15 protein-coding genes and 1 pseudogene are annotated in these 16,930 nt (G+C 70.7%); 2 read left to right on the top strand and 14 right to left on the bottom strand.

The annotated features are described in order from the left end of the window. Position 1: 1 nt before the first annotated feature. The 13 genes and pseudogenes from A9A59_RS11625 to glgP form a co-directional block, all read right to left on the bottom strand. Entirely contained in the window at positions 2-1,153 is a 1,152-nt protein-coding gene (locus A9A59_RS11625) for a glycosyltransferase family 2 protein (RefSeq protein WP_165772695.1), read from the bottom strand. A gap of 20 nt (positions 1,154-1,173) precedes the next feature. Then, complete coding sequence (locus tag A9A59_RS14350; protein WP_278286895.1) at positions 1,174-1,512, bottom strand: glycerol-3-phosphate acyltransferase; 339 nt, start codon at positions 1,510-1,512, stop codon at positions 1,174-1,176. 38 nt (positions 1,513-1,550) lie between these two features. Then, positions 1,551-1,748: pseudogene (locus tag A9A59_RS14485) on the bottom strand (glycerol-3-phosphate acyltransferase); the annotation flags it as partial. Beyond that, positions 1,745-2,533 (bottom strand): lycopene cyclase domain-containing protein, encoded by a 789-nt coding sequence (locus tag A9A59_RS11610; RefSeq protein WP_098504417.1) that lies wholly within the window; start codon positions 2,531-2,533, stop codon positions 1,745-1,747. The gene A9A59_RS11610 and the pseudogene A9A59_RS14485, both read right to left, overlap by 4 nt. After that, complete coding sequence (locus A9A59_RS11605; RefSeq protein WP_098504416.1) at positions 2,530-3,840, bottom strand: cytochrome P450; 1,311 nt, start codon at positions 3,838-3,840, stop codon at positions 2,530-2,532. Before A9A59_RS11605 ends, A9A59_RS11610 begins: the two co-directional genes overlap by 4 nt. Positions 3,841-3,877: 37 nt before the next feature. Further along, the gene (locus tag A9A59_RS11600; RefSeq protein ID WP_098504415.1) at positions 3,878-5,374 is read right to left on the bottom strand and encodes a phytoene desaturase; all 1,497 of its coding nucleotides are present in this window, start codon (positions 5,372-5,374) and stop codon (positions 3,878-3,880) included. After that, on the bottom strand, positions 5,371-6,354 hold the full coding sequence (locus tag A9A59_RS11595) for a phytoene/squalene synthase family protein (RefSeq protein ID WP_098504414.1): 984 nt from the start codon (positions 6,352-6,354) through the stop codon (positions 5,371-5,373). The genes A9A59_RS11600 and A9A59_RS11595 overlap by 4 nt, the downstream gene beginning before the upstream one ends. 99 nt (positions 6,355-6,453) lie before the next feature. Continuing rightward, positions 6,454-6,810, bottom strand: a complete 357-nt coding sequence (locus A9A59_RS11590) for a hypothetical protein (protein ID WP_133117608.1) — start codon at positions 6,808-6,810, stop codon at positions 6,454-6,456. Between the two features lie 80 nt (positions 6,811-6,890). Continuing rightward, positions 6,891-7,532, bottom strand: a complete 642-nt coding sequence (locus A9A59_RS11585; RefSeq protein ID WP_133117607.1) for a thioredoxin family protein — start codon at positions 7,530-7,532, stop codon at positions 6,891-6,893. A 59-nt stretch (positions 7,533-7,591) separates the two neighbouring features. After that, the gene (mazG, locus tag A9A59_RS11580) at positions 7,592-9,034 is read right to left on the bottom strand and encodes a nucleoside triphosphate pyrophosphohydrolase (RefSeq protein ID WP_098504411.1); all 1,443 of its coding nucleotides are present in this window, start codon (positions 9,032-9,034) and stop codon (positions 7,592-7,594) included. A 58-nt stretch (positions 9,035-9,092) separates the two neighbouring features. Further along, positions 9,093-10,472, bottom strand: coding sequence for a glycogen synthase (locus A9A59_RS11575; protein ID WP_165772694.1), 1,380 nt, complete (start codon positions 10,470-10,472; stop codon positions 9,093-9,095). Further along, positions 10,469-11,692 (bottom strand): hypothetical protein, encoded by a 1,224-nt coding sequence (locus A9A59_RS11570; RefSeq protein ID WP_098504886.1) that lies wholly within the window; start codon positions 11,690-11,692, stop codon positions 10,469-10,471. The genes A9A59_RS11575 and A9A59_RS11570 overlap by 4 nt, the downstream gene beginning before the upstream one ends. Positions 11,693-11,705: 13 nt before the next feature. Further along, positions 11,706-14,258, bottom strand: coding sequence for an alpha-glucan family phosphorylase (gene glgP / locus A9A59_RS11565; protein WP_098504409.1), 2,553 nt, complete (start codon positions 14,256-14,258; stop codon positions 11,706-11,708). A 120-nt stretch (positions 14,259-14,378) separates the two neighbouring features. On the opposite strand from glgP, the gene A9A59_RS11560 reads away from it, so the two are divergent. Continuing rightward, a complete protein-coding gene (locus A9A59_RS11560) occupies positions 14,379-15,128 on the top strand; it encodes an HAD family hydrolase (protein ID WP_098504408.1) in 750 nt (249 codons plus the stop codon). Then, positions 15,118-16,491 carry an argininosuccinate lyase gene (gene argH / locus A9A59_RS11555; RefSeq protein WP_278286894.1) on the top strand — a complete coding sequence of 458 codons (1,374 nt, stop codon included), beginning with the start codon at positions 15,118-15,120 and terminating at the stop codon, positions 16,489-16,491. Before A9A59_RS11560 ends, argH begins: the two co-directional genes overlap by 11 nt. A 9-nt stretch (positions 16,492-16,500) precedes the next feature. On the opposite strand, the gene A9A59_RS11550 is transcribed toward argH, so the two are convergent. Next, positions 16,501-16,926 (bottom strand): zinc ribbon domain-containing protein, encoded by a 426-nt coding sequence (locus A9A59_RS11550; protein ID WP_098504406.1) that lies wholly within the window; start codon positions 16,924-16,926, stop codon positions 16,501-16,503. Between the last annotated feature and the right edge of the window lie 4 nt (positions 16,927-16,930).

Here is a 16,930-nt window from a genome sequence, read left to right as displayed (position 1 = left end):
GCTACCCCGCCAGCCGCCGCCCCTTCCACGCCGCCCTGCCCGTACGCCACGCCGCCAGCGACCGCGCGGCTGCAAACGCTCCCGCAGCCACGACCACCGGTCCCTCGGCCGCCAGCCGCAGCGGCAGCCCGAACTTCCGCGCGACGGCCAGCCACGTGGCCGCCCCGAGGATGAGCTCGGCGCCCGCCGCCGCTGTGGCCCGTCTCCGCCCGGCCAATCCGCCGCTAACCAGTGCGAGCGCCGGCCAGGTGAACGCTCGCAGCAGCCAGGTCCAGGCCAGCACGTAGGGCACCGTCCGCCCGCCCATCGCCGGGAACAGGTTCTTCTCCAGTCCCGCCAGCGCCTCGCTCCGGCCCTGGTACATCCGGCACGCGCTCACCTCGCGGCCCGACGCCACCCGCCAGCGCAGACCCATCCGCGTTGCGCCCCGTGCGAACGCGACGTCCTCGGCCGCCTCGCCCCGGACAGCCCTGTGGCCGCCAAGCCGCTCGTACGCCTCCCGCCGAAACGCGAGCACCTGCCCGACCGCCCCCGCCGCCAGTGCCAGCCCGAACCGCTGCGCTGCAGCCGGCGAGAGGTGGGTCATCAGCGCCCACGGGATGATAGGCACCGTCCACCGCTCCCACATCCCGCCCAGCTCCTGCCGCGGCACCACCGAAAGCATGTCCAGCCGCTGCCGCTCCATCACCGCCGCGACTGCTGCGAGCATGCCCGGCCCGTGCCACGTGTCCGCGTCCGCGAAGACGAGCAGCTCCGCATCGGCTGCGGCCTCTGCCAGCTGGGCGCAGGCCCACGGTTTCCCCAGCCACCCGTCGGGCAGCGGGCTCCCGCGAAGCACGGTCAGCCGTCCGTCCTCCTGCTGGATCCGCGCGAGGACGTCCGCCGTTCCGTCGGTCGACCCGTCGTCGATAACGATCACGCGCAGCGCCTCCCACTCCTGCGCCAGCAGCGAGCGAACGCACCGCTCGATCCCACGTTCCTCGTTGCGAGCCGGCACCAGCACCGCAACCGCCGGTCGCCACCGCTCCGGGCGGCTCCCATCGGCAAGCACTGGCGTGTTCCGCAAATTCCAGGCCGCGTTCGCACACACCCCGGCGAGATACGCCAGCACCCCGCGGTCGTCCCGCAGCGCCCGCGCCGCCAGGCGAAGCACGTACCTTCCAGCCCGGGCGATCATCGCTCCCGCACGGGCGGCCAGCCGAACCGCGCCCGGTACGCCCACGCCAGCGAGGCCGTGGTTAGCACCCATGCAGCAATCGACTCCGCGCGCCGCCCCGGCCGATTGATCAGCGCTGCTCCCAGCAATGCCGGTGCTCCCGCCAGCACCGCCCACCCTTCGCGCAGCCGCAACACCCCGAACCCGATCGCCAGCGCAGCCCCGTAGGTCACTGCCGCCCACGGCCCGCCCAGGGCCGTCCACGCGCCAAAGGTCGCAGCCAGCCCCTTGCCTCCGCGGCCGCCCAGGAGCGGGCTCGTCCGGTGCCCGATAATCGGCGCCAGGGCCGCTGACACCAGCTCCGTTCCCCGGGCCCCCGGCGCAGCGCCAGCGCCACCGGGGCTGCCGCTTTCGCCCAGTCGGCAACCGCCACCGCCGCCCCGGCCAGCCGGCCGCTGCCCTTCCAAACGTTCGCCGCTCCCGGGTTGCCGTCGCCCACTGCCCGGATATCCGCGCCGCGCAGCCGCGCCGCCCATGCCGCAAATGGGAGCGCTCCCAGCGCGTACCCGGCGAGGACCCACCCTCCCCTCATGCCCCGCGCGCCTCCGGAGATCCGCCGCGCATGCCAGCCAGCATCGCCCGTGCGCGCCCCCGGCCCTCGCTCACCAGCAGCAGCGTCAGCCCCCACGTCACGAGCATGTTCGTGACCAGGAAAAACACAAACTCTTCAACCGGCAGCCCGCCCGGCAGGAAGATCTCCGTCGATGTCGCTTCCGTGATATGCCAAATCCCGTCCCTGATCGCGATGGTGTCGGCCGCCGCGAGGTAGAGCGTGGGCACGCCGAACCCCGGCAGGACGACCCTCCACCGCCGCGCCAGGATTTCGGCACCGAACCCCGCCTGCAGCGCCAGCGGTGGTGCCGCCCACGCCAGGATGAGGCCGAGATACTGGAGCGACTCCGGTCCCGCAAGCGCAACGCCGCCGCCCAGCGCCACCGCCAGCAGCGCCCCCGCCCCTGTCCAGCGAAGCCCCGCGCCGCTGCCGGCAGGATTGCTGCCGGCGGGCCCCGGCCGGCGCAGCAGCAGTCCCACCCACAGTCCCGTCATCACCGTCTGCAGCACGAAGAAACAGTACTCCTCCAGCGGCACCCACCCCAGCCGGATACCCCAGGTCCGCTCCTCCGGGTACGTCCACGCTCCCGAGGCCACCAGGTAGTTGTCCCACGGCGTCGTGTACGCCACCGCGACCACCGCCAGCAGCGCGATGCCGCCCGCCAGTTCCCGCCGCGGCACCGTTGCCGGCCGCCGGAGATGCGCGGCCAGCAGCACCGCGATCGGCGGCAGCAGGAACAGCCCCAGGAACGCCCCGTACGTCATCGCCGCCGCACCTTCAGCCGCCCGCCCCGAGGCTCCAGCGTCGCGCCCATCGCCCCCCGCAGCGGGCGCCGTGTCACCGCAACGTCGACCAGCTGAAGGATGCGTGCCAGGACGAGCCGCCCCTCCAGGTTCGCGAACCCTGCGCCGATGCAGTTCCGCGGGCCTCCGCCGAATGGCACATACGTAAACGGGCCCGGCGCTCCCCCGTCCAGCCACCGCCCCGGGTCGAACACGTCTGCCCGCGCCCATGTTGCCGGGTCCCGCTGGACCAGCAGGTACGAGAGCATCACCCGCTGCCCGGCAGCCAGCCGGTAGCCGTCGATCTCCACCTCCCGCACTGTCCGCCGGCCCCCAACGTGAATCGGCGGCCAGAGCCGCAGCACCTCTTTCAACACCGCATCGATGACCGGCAGCCCGTCACCCCTGAGTGCCGCGAGCCCCTCCCCGGCCGGCGCCGCCCGCGCCTCGCGCGTCGCCCGCGCCAGCCATTCCGGGTGCCGCGCCAGCAGATGGAGTGCCCACGAAAGCTGCGCCGTGCTGGTATCGTGCCCCGCGATCAGCATCGTCAGCGCGTGGTCACGCACCCGTTCGGTAGCGAACTCCGCCAGCAGCAGGTCGAGGAGCGTCGCGCCGGGCTCGCCGTGCTCCCCACGCCACGCGATCACCCGCCGGACATGCTCCTCCAGCAGGGCGGCCCTGCGCGGCGGCGCCCCGGCCCGCCCTCGCAGCACCCACAGCCCCGGCCCGATGTAGCGCAGCGCCGCGTGGAGCCCGGGCAGCGTCGCCTCCAGCTCTTCCTGCCCGAGCCGGTAGCCGAAGAACACCTGCTCGAATACCCGCCACGCAATCCGCCGCATCGCCTCGACCGGCTCAATCCATCCCTCCGCGGGCCACCGCCGCACCTCCTCGTCGACAATCGCCAGGATTGCCCCGGCCTGCTCCCGCAGCCGCGCCGGCTCAAACGCCGGCGCCATCGCCTGGCGCGCCCGGTCGTGCTCCTCCCCGTCCGTCACGAGGATGCTCCGCCGGAACAGCCGGGCCACCGGGTCGCCCTCCGGCCGCCACGAAAAAGCCTCCCTCTGCTCGACCAGCGCCTCCCGCAGCCCGCCCGGGGAGGCCACGACCACCGGCCGGAACCGTCCGAAGCCCAGCTCGAACACCGGCCCCAATCCCCTCCGCGCAACCTCCAGCGCCTCATACAGCCCTGCAGTCCCGTGCCGCAGTGTCCAGAGGGCGCGGAAGCCGTCCCGCGGCGAAAGCTGGTCGGTCCGCGGCAGGTCCGCCGCGGCCGGCTGCGTCTCTGCCATGCCGCTCAGCGTCGAGCCCTCCGCGTCCTCGTGCAACTCAGGCCTGCCACCCCTCCTCCTCCGCGATAATCCGTTCGACAACCTTCGCCGACGACATTACCCCCGGCACGCCCGCGCCCGGGTGCGTCCCCGCGCCGACGAAATAGAGGTTGTCGATGTCCTCCGACCGGTTATGCGGCCGGAACCACGCCGACTGCCAGAGCGTCGGCTGCACACTGAACCCCGTCCCGAGGTAGGTATTCAGGTTGTCGCGGAAGTGCCGCGGGTCGACCGTGTGCTCCGCAACGATGTGGCTCCGCAGCCCCGGCAGGTACTCCCGTTCGAGGAATTCGAGAATCAGCTCGCGGTACTTCGGCGCCATCCGCTCCCAGTCGGTCGGAGAACCAAGGTGCGGCACCGGTGAAAGCGCGTAGAACGCCTCGTGCCCTGGGGGCGCCCCGCTCGGGTCAGTTATCGTCGGCACATGCACGTACAGCGAGAAGTCCCGCGGCAGCCCCTTCGCCCGGAAGATGTCCCGGATCAGCCCCTTGTACCGCTCGCTCAGGATGATGTTGTGGTGCACCAGCGGCGTATCGCGGTAGAGCCGGTCCGTCCCGAAATACACCACAAACAGCGACATGCTGTACGCCGTCAGCTTCCGGTAGCGAAGGTCCGAATTCCGCCAGCTCCGGTGTTCCGGGTCGATGAGCGAGAGGTACGCCTGCGGGACGTCCCCGTTGCAGATCACGCGGTCGGCTTCCAGCACGTCCCCGTCCGCCAGCTCCACCGCGGTTGCCCGGCGCCCCCGCACGCGGATGCGCGTCACCTCGCACCCCAGCCGCACCTCGCCGCCAAGCTCCTGGAGCAGCCGCACCAGCGCATCAACCAGCGCCCCGGTCCCCCCTTTCGCGTACCAAACGCCCCACTCGCGCTCGAGGTGATGGATCATCGCGTAAATCGACGAGGCCACGAACGGGTTCCCGCCGATCAGCAGCGGGTGGAACGTAAAGCACCGCCGCAAAAACGGGTCTTGGATGTACTTCGAAACAAAGCCGTACACGGACCGGTACGACTGCAGCCGCAGCAGGTCCGGCGCCACCTTGAGCATGTCGGTCACGTGCAGGAACGGCGCATCCGCCAGCTCCACGAACCCTTTTTGGAAAATCGCACGGCTCGCCTCAAGAAACCGCCGATACCCCTCGATGTCTGCCGGGTTCCACCGCTCTATCTGCCGGGCCACATCGTCGAAGTTCCCGTTGTACTCGAACCACCGCCCGCGGGCGTCGAAGATCCGGTAGAACGGGTCGACCGGCAGCAGCGTCGCGTAGTCCTCGAACCGCCGGCCCGCCAGCTCGAACAGCTCCTCGAAGAGAAATGGCGCCGTGATCACCGTCGGGCCGCCGTCGAAGCGGAACCCGTCCACCTCGACCGGAGCAGCCCGCCCGCCCGCTTTCGGCTGCTTCTCCACCAGCGTGACGGCGTCGCCCCGGGCGGCCATCCGGACCGCCGCCGCCAGCCCCCCGAAGCCGCTGCCGATCACCACCGTGCGCGTCACGCTTCTGCTCCTTTCGGCGGCTTCGCCCGGTACGCGCGCCACGCGACCAGCGGCAGCAGGGCAACCCGTCGCCACCCGGGCACGCTCGCCCGGCCCGTGAACACGTCATAATCCCGGCGTTCAATCTCGTCGAGGATCCGCGAATACAGCTCGAGCGCCGCCGTTACCGCCAGCCGCCCGTCGCGATGGAGCAGCCCAACGCCCGGCCGCGCCCCGGTGTACAGCCGGCGCGCTCGCGCCACCTGGAACTGCATCAGCGCCCGCCAGCGGTCATCCACTCTCCCGGCCCCAATCTGGTCATCCGTCACGCCGAACCGTTCCAGGTCCTCCCGCGGCAGGTACACCCGGCCGTTGCGCCAGTCCTCCGCCACGTCCCGCAGGATGTTCGTCAGCTGCATCGCCACGCCCAGCCGAATCGCGTAGAGCGAAGGGTCGCCCGACCAGCCGATAATCCGCATGGACATCAGGCCGACGGTCGACGCCACCCCGTAGCAGTAACGGGCCAGCTCGTCGAAGGTGTCGTACCCCCGGTGGCCGAGGTCATCCGCCAGGGCATCCACGAGCTGCCCGGCAAAGTGCGCCGGGATGCCGTACGCATCGCGCGTGGCAGCCCAGGCTTGCAGGACCGGGTCGTCTCCCGCCGGCGCCGCACCCGTCCCTGCCTGCCCCCACTGTCTGAGCCGGGCCTCCCGCTCCTCGCCCGGCTCGTCAACGATATCGTCGGCAACCCGGCAAAAGGCGTACAGCGCCCGCACGGCGCGCCGCTTCTCGGCCGGCAGCAGCCGCGTGGCCGTGTAGAACGTCCGGCTGTGCTCTTTCGTGACCGCCGCGCACCGCGCGAAGGCGGCATCCAGGTCGCCAGGGGCGTGTGCGCCGCGGGCCTGCCCGGCCAGCGCGGTACCGCCCTCCCCGCGGGCCAGTGCCAGGAGCGCAAGCTCCCAGCCCTCCATCGCCTCCGCTGCACTGGTTGCCGGGTTCACTCCGCTTACGCTACCGCCCGCGGAGCCCGCCCGCCAGTAAGCTGCTCAACTGGCCGGCTGCCCGACCGCCTCCGCGCAGGCCGCCCCGCGCAGCCGGCATCAACAGTGCCAGTGCCGAACCAGCCCGTTCTGGCCGGCCGAGCAGGCAAGCTCAAACGACGCCACCTGCACCGCCACCATCGCCACCGCCAGCGCAATCACCAGCAGCGTCGCCCAGGCCAGCCCCAGCCCGTTGATCCACCGCCCGGCAGCAAACCCCGAGACCGAGGCGATGAGCAGCAGCCCCCCGTGGAGCACCAGGTACACCTGGTCCCGGGTCGCTGCATCCCGGTCCGAATGGACCTCCGTGACCCCAATCGTCGCCCGGAGCGCGCCGAGATACCCGGCCACCAGCACCCCAAAGAGCAGGAGGGCGAGCCACGCCCGCCCTCCACCACGTCGTGGTTCCCGCTCCATCGTTGACACCGCCGCATTTCACCGGCTTACCGCCGGCGCGACAAGTGCCGCCCCGGCCACCCGTTTGGCGGCCGGCGCGCTCAGCCGCCCAGCTTCGATCGGAGCAGCTCGATGCACTCGTCGACCGTCGCCACCCGCCAGCCGGCCCAGATCTCGCCCTTCTGCCAGGCCAGGTACCGCTCCCGGGCCGCTGCGCGCGCCGCCTTCAGCTCCTCCTCCGAGGGCTCGTGCCCGAGCTGCTTCGCGATCCCCTCCGGCGACGTGTCGCCGATGACATCGCGCGTCAGATGCAGCTGCTCGTTGGCCAGCTGCGGCCGCTCGATGAAATGGGCGATCTCCCGGTGGTCTTTGTCATAAAAGATAAAGACCGGGATCGACTCGAACTCGCCGTCCTTCAGGTACTCGGCCATCATGTCCTTGTTCTGGTCGCGCTCGAAGAACCGCAGCTCCGCGCCCATCGCCTCCGCCATCCGCTGCGCCACCCCCGTGCCCCGGTACACATCCGGGCACCAGTCCTCGCCGATCACCACGATGTGGTGCGGGCCGTCCGGCCGCGCCGCCAGCTCCTTCAGCGCCGCTTCCTGCTCCGGCGTCAGCTTCGTGTTCTCGTAATTCTCCAGGAACAGCTCCCGGTTCCGGATGCCCGAGTCCAGGTACTCCCAGAACGTCTTCCCCCGCTTGAATCGCTCGAGCGTAATCACCGATTCCTTCGCCTGCGTCATCGCCTGCCTCCCGTAGGTTGCCACTTGCAACACACCAGCCTACGCGGCCGGCCCCCGCTTCACAACGCCCCGCCGCCGGCCTTCGCCTCCTCCCACAGCCGATCGAGCGCTTCGAGGTCGAGCTCCCGCAGGTCCAGCCCCCGTGCCGCCGCCAGCCGCTCGACCGCGCCGAACCGCTCCCGGAACTTCTCGTTGGCGCCTCGCAGCGCCTGCTCGGCGTTCACGCCCAGCCGATCGGCGATGTTCACCAGCGTGAAGAGGATGTCGCCGAACTCCTCCTCGCGGGCGGCGCCGTCACCCGCCCGGGCCAGCTCCCCGATCTCCTCCCGCAGCTTCTCCAGCGGTCCGTCGATATCCGGCCAGTCGAACCCTACCCGCCGCGCCCGCCCCTGGATCGCCTGGGACGCCGCCAGCGCCGGCAGCGTGCGCGGCACACCATCGAGGATGGAGGTCCGCGGCTTCTCGGCCTGCTTGAGGGCCTCCCAGTTGCGGTACACCTCCTCCGCAGTGTGCGCCTCCTCCTCCCCGAATACGTGCGGGTGCCGCCGCACCAGTTTCCGCGTGATCTGCTCAAACACGTCGCCGAGCACGAACTCCCCCTCCCGCTCCGCCACGGCAGCGTGCATCAGCACCTGCAACAGAAGGTCGCCCAGCTCCTCTTCCAGCGCCGCGGGGTCGCCCCGGTCGATCGCCTCCAGCGCCTCGTACGCCTCCTCGAGCAGGTGTGGCCGGAGCGTCGCGTGGGTCTGCTCCCGGTCCCACGGGCACCCGTCGGGCGCATGCAGCCGCCGCACGACGTACTCCAGCCCGTCGAAGCGCCGCACGTCGTCCACAGGCTCCAGCGGCGGCACGAACACCGCGTCGAGGTAGCCGAACGGCCGGTGGTCCAGCTCCGCCAGCGGCAGCTCCTCCACCCTCGCTGCCTCCGTCCCCAGCCGCGAACAGACCCGCACCCGGTGGTCTGCGGGGTACCACTCCAGCAGGCGCAGCTTCAGCTCCGACGCGATGTCACGGCTGTACACCTGCCCGATGAGCGCCGGCCGCCACGTGTCGACCCGCACCGCGTGGGCATCGCACACCTGCAGGTCGGCGCCGTCGATGCCCAGCGCCGGGAGCGCCGCGTCCACAAAGCTCACCCCCGGGTACACCCGCACCCCCAGTCCGCGCTCCGCCGCCAGCGCGAGCACCGCCTGCACGCTCTGCTCGGCAACCAGCGGGTGCCCCGGCACCGCAAACACCACCGGCCCCACCTCCGCTGCCCCAACCACCCGCTCCGCGACCGCGGCATACACCTCCTCGAACCGCCCGCCCGTCGCGTACAGGTCGTCGCAGTCCGTCACGCGCCCCGCGAACGTCAGCGCCGCGACGGTCGGGTGGTGCCGCGTCCGCAGAATGACCGGAAGCCCCGACCCCAGCAGGCGCTCCGCATCACGCGTGAGCAGCCCGGCGTCGCCCGGCCCCAGCCCGACGATGTGGACCCGGACCTCGCCCCCGTCCATCATTCGACCCGCTCGATGTTCATCATCCCCGGGAGAATAGCACGGCAGCCTGCCCCGGCCCCTACTCCAGCGGGACAATCCCTCGCGCCCGCAGGGCCTGCGTATACGCCTCAATGTAGTAGGTCGCCGAGGCCCGCCACGAATAGTCGCGGCTCATCCCGTTCCGTTGCAGCCGCAGCCACGTCTCCGGCTCCCGGAACGCCCGCACCGCCCGCTCGTACGCCGAAGCAAGCGCAAACTGGCTGAATTCGTCGAAAAGGAACCCAGTCCCCGTCTCCGGGTGCTCGTCGAGGTCGAGAATCGTATCTGCCAGCCCGCCCGTGCGGCGCCCGACTGGCACCGCACCGTATCGCATCGCAATCAGCTGCCCCAGCCCGCACGGCTCGTACCGTGAGGGCATCAGGAAGAGGTCGCACCCGGCATAAATCCGCTGGGCGAGCCCGGGGTCATGCCGAGGCGCCAGCCGGACATGGTCGGGGTACTCCGCAGCCAGCCGCCGCAGCTCCTCCTTCAGCCAGGCGTCGCCATCCCCCAGGACCACGAACTGCCCGCCCGCCAGCACCATCTCCGGCACAATCTGAATCGCCAGGTCCACGCCCTTCTGCTCGGTCAGCCGGGTCACCATCGCCGCAATCGGGCCGTCCGTTTTCGGCAGGCCGAGCTCCTCGCGCAGGGCATCGCGGTTCGGCCAGCGCTGCTCCACCGTGGCAAGGTCGTAGTGGTGGCGCACGTGCGGGTCCGTCCGCGGGTTGAACAGGTCGTAGTTCAGCCCGTTCAGGATGCCCAGCAGCGCATTGCCCCGCAGCCCGAGCAGCGCCTCGAGCCCTTCGCCGTACTCCCGCGTCAGAATCTCGCGCGCATACGTCGGGCTCACGGTCGTCACAACGTCGGCATAGTAAATCGCCTGCGCCAGGAAGTCGTTCAGCTCATCCGGTCCCCGGTAGCGCAGGTTGTGAATCGTAAACACGCTCGCCACCCCGCGCAGCCGCGGGTTCGACCAGGCCTGGTTCCGCAGCCCGAACGCCAGCGGCGCCGTGTGCCAGTCGTTCAGGTGAAGAATGTCCGGCACCCACTCGTCCGCCCGCAGCATCTCGATGATGACCCGGCAGAAGAACTGGTACCGGAGCAGGTCATCCGGCTCCCCGTACACGTTCGGCCGCAGGAAGTAGTGCTCGTCGGCGACCAGCTCGACCGGCACCCCGCCAATCCCCTCGACCGTCGCAATGTCGACATCCCGCGGTTTGCCGGGGCTCTGCACCGTCAGCAGACGGTGCTGCCGCGACGCTGCGTGCGCCGCCTTCCCGGAGGCATGGCACGGTGTCACCACCCGCACGTCGTGCCCGATCTCCTTCAGCCGCTGCGGCAGCGATGCCGCCACGTCCGCCAGTCCGCCGACCTTCGCGAACGGGTCGACCTCCGCCGAAGCGAACAGGATCCTCACGGTGCCCTGCTCCCGATGAGCTCCCGTTCCAGCTCGAGGCGCGTCTCGTTCGCCGCCGCCAGCCGCCACCGCGCCTCCCGCTTCACCGGCTCCGAAGCGTCGCCGACCGCGATCGCATGCGCAGCGTACGTCGCCACCTGGTTCAGCAGCAGGAACCCCCGGTAGATCATCGGGATGCTCCACATCGGCCGCCGGCTCGCCCACCAGAACTGGCAGCTGTGCAGCGCCGGCCCGAGCCGCTCATACGCGGCCGCCGCAAACTCCTTCGCCTCCGCCGTCGTCGCGTACCGCCGCGCGACCGCCACCAGGTCAAGGCAGTGGTCCACATACTCCCACTGCAGCTCATGCAGCCGGTTCCCCGGCGACTTCCACAGCGGGAACGGGTTGTGTGCCGCCAGGTCGTCCCGGCTCGTGCTCCAGCTCGATGCGTACGGCTCAATCACCGGCCCGTCGGGGAACAGCTCGAGCAGCTCGCTCGGGAAGACCATCTGCACGCCGTTCCCGTTCGCGGCGAGCAGCTCAAGCGTCGCCCCGAGGAACTCCCGCTCCCAGTCCCGGATGTGGTGCCCGTAGGTCTCCGCGTCCATAGCGGTCACCACGTAGGCATCCTTGCCGCCCCCCACACCGGCCAGGTCCCGCAAAAACGCCTCCGGGTTGGTCTCCCGGAACGAGATGCGGTTGCTCCGGATGTCATCGCGGAACAGCACGCGCAGGTGGTTGCCGTTCACCGGCACGCGGCAAATCACGTCCGTTGGCCAGTCGACCGGGCAGGCCACCCCGCTGACAATCACCCACTCGTGGCCGCTTGCGTTGATAGCCGGCAGAATCTCCCGCGAATAGCACATCTCCGGCGGGAAGAACCCCCGCGGATTCCAGGCCCGGCCAAGCGCGGCGCGGTTCGTCCTCGCGTTCTCCTGGATCTGCCGCTTCCGCTCCGCCTCCGGGATGAGCGGCAGGATCGGGTGGTACTTCCCGCTCCCGACGAACTCCACCCGCCCGGCCTCCGCCAGCTCCCGCAGCCCGGCAACGACGTCGCCGAGCCCGTGCTCCAGCAGCAGGTCCGTCAACACGCCCTGGAGGTTGACCGCCACCCGCGCGTTCTCATGCGCTCGCAATACCCTGATGAGCGGCCGGTACGACTCCTCCGCCACCTTGACGAGCACGTCATGCGTTTGCGTCGGCGGCTGGTAGAAATGCAGCAGCAGCGCCCAGCAGATCATCGCGGCTCCTTCCTCAAGCCCAGTGCGCAAGCCCGGTGCAGATCACCGGGGGCAGGTGTGGGTGGCAAGGCGTCACCCGCACCGCGTAGCCGACCCGCCCGCCCGAGTCCGGGGCGAAGCTGCCCTCGTAGCGGCACAGGCGGTCCTCCTGCTGCGAAAGGAAAGCAAGCGGCGCCTCGGCCTCGATCTGCAGCTCCCGGCCCGCGCCGGTGCGCCCGTACACAATATCGACCTTCAGGTCTGTCGGCTGGAGGGGGCCAGGGTACAGCTGCACCCGCACCCGCACCGGCGCGCCCGCCGGCCGCACCTCGCTGCCGTCATCCTCCACCGCGTACACCTTCACCGCGTTCCAGCCGGCCCGCACGCGCTCGAGCCATGCCGCTACCTCGCGGGCCCGCTCCAGCCCGTTCGCCCGCAGCGCGTGCCAGGCCGCTGCCGCCGGTGCATACGCCCGCGTCGCGTAATCCGAAACCATCCGGTTCGTGCTGAAGCGCGGCGCGTACGTCACGATCGTGGCCTTCATCCGGCGCACCCATTCCCGCGGCACGCCCTGCGCGTCGCGGTCGTAGAACAGCGGGATGACCTCGTCCTCGAGCAGCCCGTAGAGCGACTCCGCGTCGAAGGCGTCCTGCGCCTCCGGGTCGTCGTCCACCCGGTTCCGCCCGATCGCCCAGCCGGTGCCCGGCCGGTACGCCTCCCACCACCAGCCGTCCAGCACGCTCATGTGCAGCACACCGTTCGCGCACGCCTTCATCCCGCTCGTCCCGCTCGCCTCCAGCGGCCGCAGCGGCGTGTTCAGCCACACATCGGAGCCGGCCACCAGCAGGCGTCCCAGCTCCACGTCGTACCGCTCCAGCAGCAGCAGCCTGCCCCGGAACTCCGGCGAGCGGCTCGCCTGCACCACCTCGCGAATGAGCGCCTTCGCGCCGTCGTCCCGGGGGTGGGCCTTCCCCGAAAACAGCACCTGCACCGGCCGCTCTGCATTCCCAAGAATCCGCGCCAGCCGGTCGAGGTCCCGCAGCAGCAGCGTCGCCCGCTTATAGCCCGCAAACCGCCGCGCAAACCCAATCGTCAGCGCCCCGGGGTCCAGCGTCCGCCCGCCTTCAATTTCCCGCGCCGGCAGGCCCCGCCGGAGCAGGTCCTCCGTATGCTGCTGCTTTGCCCGCAAAACGAGCTGCTGGCGCTGGCCTTCGTGCACCCGCCACAGCTCCTCGTCCGGGATGTCGTACACCGCCATCCAGTTCGCACGCTCCGGGTCGTCCCGCCACGCCGGGCCCACGTACCGGTCGAACAGTTCGCCCATCTCGTGCGACACCCACGTCGGCAGGTGCACCCCGTTGGTGATGGCGTCAATTGGCACGAGTTCGCGCGGCAAATTCGGCCACGCCGTCTCCCAGAGCCGCTGCGAAACGCCCCGGTGCAGTTTCGATACGCCGTTCCGGTAGCCGCTCAGGTTCAGCCCCAGCACCGCCATCGAGAACGGCTCCCCGTCGTCCCCCGGGCGCGTCCGCCCGAGGTCGAGGAAGGCGCGGTCGTCGAGCCCGAGCCGCTGCCAGGTGTGCGCAAGGTACCGCCGCACAAGGTCCGGGGGAAACAGGTCGATGCCCGCCGCCACCGCCGTGTGCGTCGTAAACACCGTTGCCCCCGTCACCGGCAGCCGCGCTTCTGCAAACGTCGCCCCGAACTGCTCCATCGCCGCCCGGATGCGCTCCACGCCCAGCAGCGCCGAGTGCCCCTCATTCATATGGCAGACGGCCGGCTCGATCCCCAGCGCCTGCAGCAGGCGCACCCCGCCGATCCCCAGCACCATCTCCTGCTGAATGCGCGTCTCGTTGTCACCCCCGTACAGCCGCGCCGTAATCTCCCGGTCCGGCGGCGCATTCCGTTCGATATTCGTCGAAAGCACATACAGCGGCGTCTTACCGACGTCGATCCGCCACGCCTGCGCCCATACGTCCCGGCCGTCGAACGGGATGCTGACCTCGACGGGCTTGCCATCCGCTCCGAGCACGTGCTGCATCGGCAGCGTTGCCGGGTCGAGGTCGAGATACACCTCCTGCTGCCACCCGTCCGGCGAGATCTCCTGCCGGAAATACCCCTCGTGGTAGAACAGCCCCACGCCGACCAGCGGCAGCCCGAGGTCGCTCGCCGACTTCAGGTGGTCGCCGGCCAGCACCCCGAGCCCGCCCGAGTAGTTCGGCAGGCACTCCGCCAGCGCAAACTCCAGCGAGAAGTAGGCGATGACGTCCCCCCGATCCAGCCCCTCGACTGTCAGGATCGGAGGCCGCTTCAGGTACGCCTCGAGCGCCTCCGCCACCCGCCGCTGGTGTTCCAGGAACCCGGCATCCTCCGCCAGCTCATGCAGCCGCTCCGGCGTGACAAGCTGCAGCAGCCGCACCGGGTTGTGGTCCGTCGCCCGCCAGAGCTCCCGGTCGATCCGTTCGAACAGCGCGGCGGCGTCCGTATTCCACGTCCAGTACAGGTTCCGGGAGAGTTTCCGCAGGGGCTCCAGCGGCCCCGGCAGATTCGGTTCGACGATGAACGTCCGCGCAGGGCGAAGTCGCATCCTTCCATTCTACCCGTGCTCCTCCCTTTGCCGGTAAACGCTCTGCGATCGCCGGTGTCCCGTTGGCCCATCCTCTGCCATCATCAGCTCACGGCAGCCGCCGCGAGGTCGCCCCGAACGATGCCAGTCCGTGCGGTCCTCTTCGATGTCGGCGATACCCTCTGGCACGCCGCCGGGGCGCCGCCGCCCGCCGAATTCCGCCGCCGCGCCGCCGAGCGCGCGGCCGCCTTCCTTCGCGCCCGCGGACTCCCTGCAGCCGACCCGGCCGCCCTCGCCCGCGCCTGCTGGGATGCCATAGAAGCCGCCATGCGCGCGGCCCGCGCCGGCGACCTCATCGAACCCGATTACCCCCGGGTCGCCGCTGATGCGGCCGCCGCCCTCGGCGTGCCGCTCGACCGTGCCGCTGCAGCTGAGTTCCTCGACGCCATCTACGTGTCCGGGGCCGAAGGCGGCAAAGTCGCCTACCCCGATGCCCGCCCAACCCTCAAGGCGCTCCGCGAACGCGGCTTCCGCCTCGGTATCGTCACCAACCGCGCCTTCGGCGGTGAACGCTTCCGCGCCGACCTCCGCGAGGCCGGCCTCGATATTGACTGGGACGTCATCGCCGTCTCCGTCGAAGTCGGCTATCTCAAACCCCACCCGAGCCTCTTCCGTGCGGCCCTCGATGCGCTCGGGCTCGCCCCGGCCGAGGCCGTGATGGTCGGCAACTCCCTCGCCGAAGATATCGCCGGGGCCCAGCGCCTCGGCATGCCCGCTGCATGGAAACGCTCCGCCGCCGACGCCGACGGCGTCGTCCCCGACTTCACCTTCGACCGCGTCAGCGAACTGCTCGACTGGTCGCTCCTCGCGGAGGCCGCCCGTGTCCGCTGAAGGCCGAACCTGGGGCGGCCGCTTCACTGGCGGCATGCACGAACTCACCCGCGAGTACACCGCCGGCATGGACCGCGACCTCTGGGAGTTCGATATCGCCGGCTCCATCGCCCACGCCCGCATGCTTGGGCGCCAGGGCATCATCCCCGCCGCCGATGCCGACGCCATCATCGCCGGCCTCGAAACCGTCCGCGAAAAGTTCCGCCGCGGCGAAATCCCCTGGAATCCAGAACTCGAAGACATCCATACCCACATCGAAGCCGCTCTCCGCGACCTCATCGGCGACCCGGCCGGCCGCCTCCACACCGCCCGCTCCCGCAACGACCAGGTCGCCCTCGTCAACCGCATGGCCGTCCGCGCCCTCTGCGACGACGCCGCTGCCGCGCTCCGTGAGCTCATCCTCGTCATCTGCGAGCTCGCCGAGCGCCACGCCGCCGACCCAATGCCCGGCTACACCCACGTCCAGCGGGCACAGCCCATCACGCTCGGCCACCACCTCCTCGCCTACGGTGAAATGCTCCTCCGCGACCGCGACCGCTTCCTCGATTGCCGCCGCCGGGTCAACGTCATGCCCCTCGGCTCCGGTGCCCTCGCCGGCGCGCCGTATCCCCTCGACCGCGAGATGGTCGCCCGCGAGCTCGGCTTCGACGCCATCTCCCGCAACTCCATCGACGCCACCGCCGACCGCGACTTCGTCGCGGAGTTCTGCTTCGCCTGCGCCATGACGCAGGTCCACATCTCCCGCCTTGCCGAAGAGATCATCCTCTGGGCCAGCAGCGAATACGCCTTCGTCCGCCTCCCCGACGCCTTCGCCACCGGCTCCAGCATCATGCCCCAGAAGAAGAACGCCGATGTCGCCGAGCTCGCCCGCGGCCGCGCCGGCCGCCTCATCGGCGAGCTGACCGGCATCCTCGCCACGCTGAAAGGCCTGCCGCTCGCCTACAACCGCGACCTCCAGGAAGACAAGGCCTACTACCTCGCCGCGGGGCGCACCCTCATTCCCACCCTCCAGGTCTTCGCTGCGATGCTGCCCGCCCTCCAGTTCGACCTCGCCCGCATGCACGAAGCCGCCGGCCAGGGCTACGCCCTCGCAACTGATATCGCAGACTACCTCGTGAAGAAGGGCATGCCCTTCCGCCAGGCCCACGCCGTCGTCGGCGGCCTCGTCCGCGAGGCTGAGTCCCGTGGCTGCGAGCTGAACGAGCTCCCGTTCGAGGTCTACCGGGCCGCCAGCCCGCTCTTCGAGCCCGATGTCCTCGCCATCACCGTCGAATCCGCCCTCGACGCACGGGATATCCCCGGCGGCACCGCCCCGCGCCGCGTCCGCGAAGCCGCGCGCGAACTTCGCACCCTCGTCAGCTGACGTCCGGGCTCAGGGGCGACGGATCCACACCCGCCGGATGATTACCGTCTCGCTGACCGCCGCTGCGTCCGCGTACTCGTCCACCGGCACAGCCTGCTGCGCCGCCTCGGCCGGCTTCTGCCGCGCTGTCCGCCCCTTCGGTTTCGCCCGGACCGCGTTCACCGCCTGCTTCGCGGCCTGCCGCGCCAGGTACTTCCCGGTCAGGCTCATCCCGACCTGGAGCGCAGTGCCGATCGCGACGGCTGTGACCGCCTTCTTCACCGGCGCCGGAAGCGACGCCCGCTCCCGCTCGTACCGCGCCGGCACAGCCGGCGCCGCCGGTGCTACGGCCACCTCCCGCAGGGCAGCGAGGTACATGCCGCAGTTGCGGCAGTAGTTGTCCGAAGGCTCATAGTGCGCGTTGCAATCCGGGCAGGCTGCAGTGATCGCGGTCATGGCG

The sequence above is a fragment of the Tepidiforma thermophila genome (genome assembly GCF_002563855.1).
Lineage (GTDB): Bacteria > Chloroflexota > Dehalococcoidia > Tepidiformales > Tepidiformaceae > Tepidiforma > Tepidiforma thermophila.
The sequence above is the reverse complement of the archived record's forward strand: the minus strand, read 5'-3'. Positions and strand labels throughout refer to the sequence as shown.

Coding starts and splice junctions, on each gene's coding strand:
- A9A59_RS11610 (WP_098504417.1), bottom strand. CDS start 2,533: ATGACGTACGGGGCGTTCCTGGGGCTGTTCCTGCTGCCGCCGATCGCG.
- A9A59_RS11605 (WP_098504416.1), bottom strand. CDS start 3,840: ATGGCAGAGACGCAGCCGGCCGCGGCGGACCTGCCGCGGACCGACCAG.
- A9A59_RS11590 (WP_133117608.1), bottom strand. CDS start 6,810: ATGGAGCGGGAACCACGACGTGGTGGAGGGCGGGCGTGGCTCGCCCTC.
- A9A59_RS11585 (WP_133117607.1), bottom strand. CDS start 7,532: ATGACGCAGGCGAAGGAATCGGTGATTACGCTCGAGCGATTCAAGCGG.
- mazG (WP_098504411.1), bottom strand. CDS start 9,034: ATGATGGACGGGGGCGAGGTCCGGGTCCACATCGTCGGGCTGGGGCCG.
- A9A59_RS11570 (WP_098504886.1), bottom strand. CDS start 11,692: ATGATCTGCTGGGCGCTGCTGCTGCATTTCTACCAGCCGCCGACGCAA.
- glgP (WP_098504409.1), bottom strand. CDS start 14,258: ATGCGACTTCGCCCTGCGCGGACGTTCATCGTCGAACCGAATCTGCCG.
- A9A59_RS11560 (WP_098504408.1), top strand. CDS start 14,379: ATGCCAGTCCGTGCGGTCCTCTTCGATGTCGGCGATACCCTCTGGCAC.
- A9A59_RS11550 (WP_098504406.1), bottom strand. CDS start 16,926: ATGACCGCGATCACTGCAGCCTGCCCGGATTGCAACGCGCACTATGAG.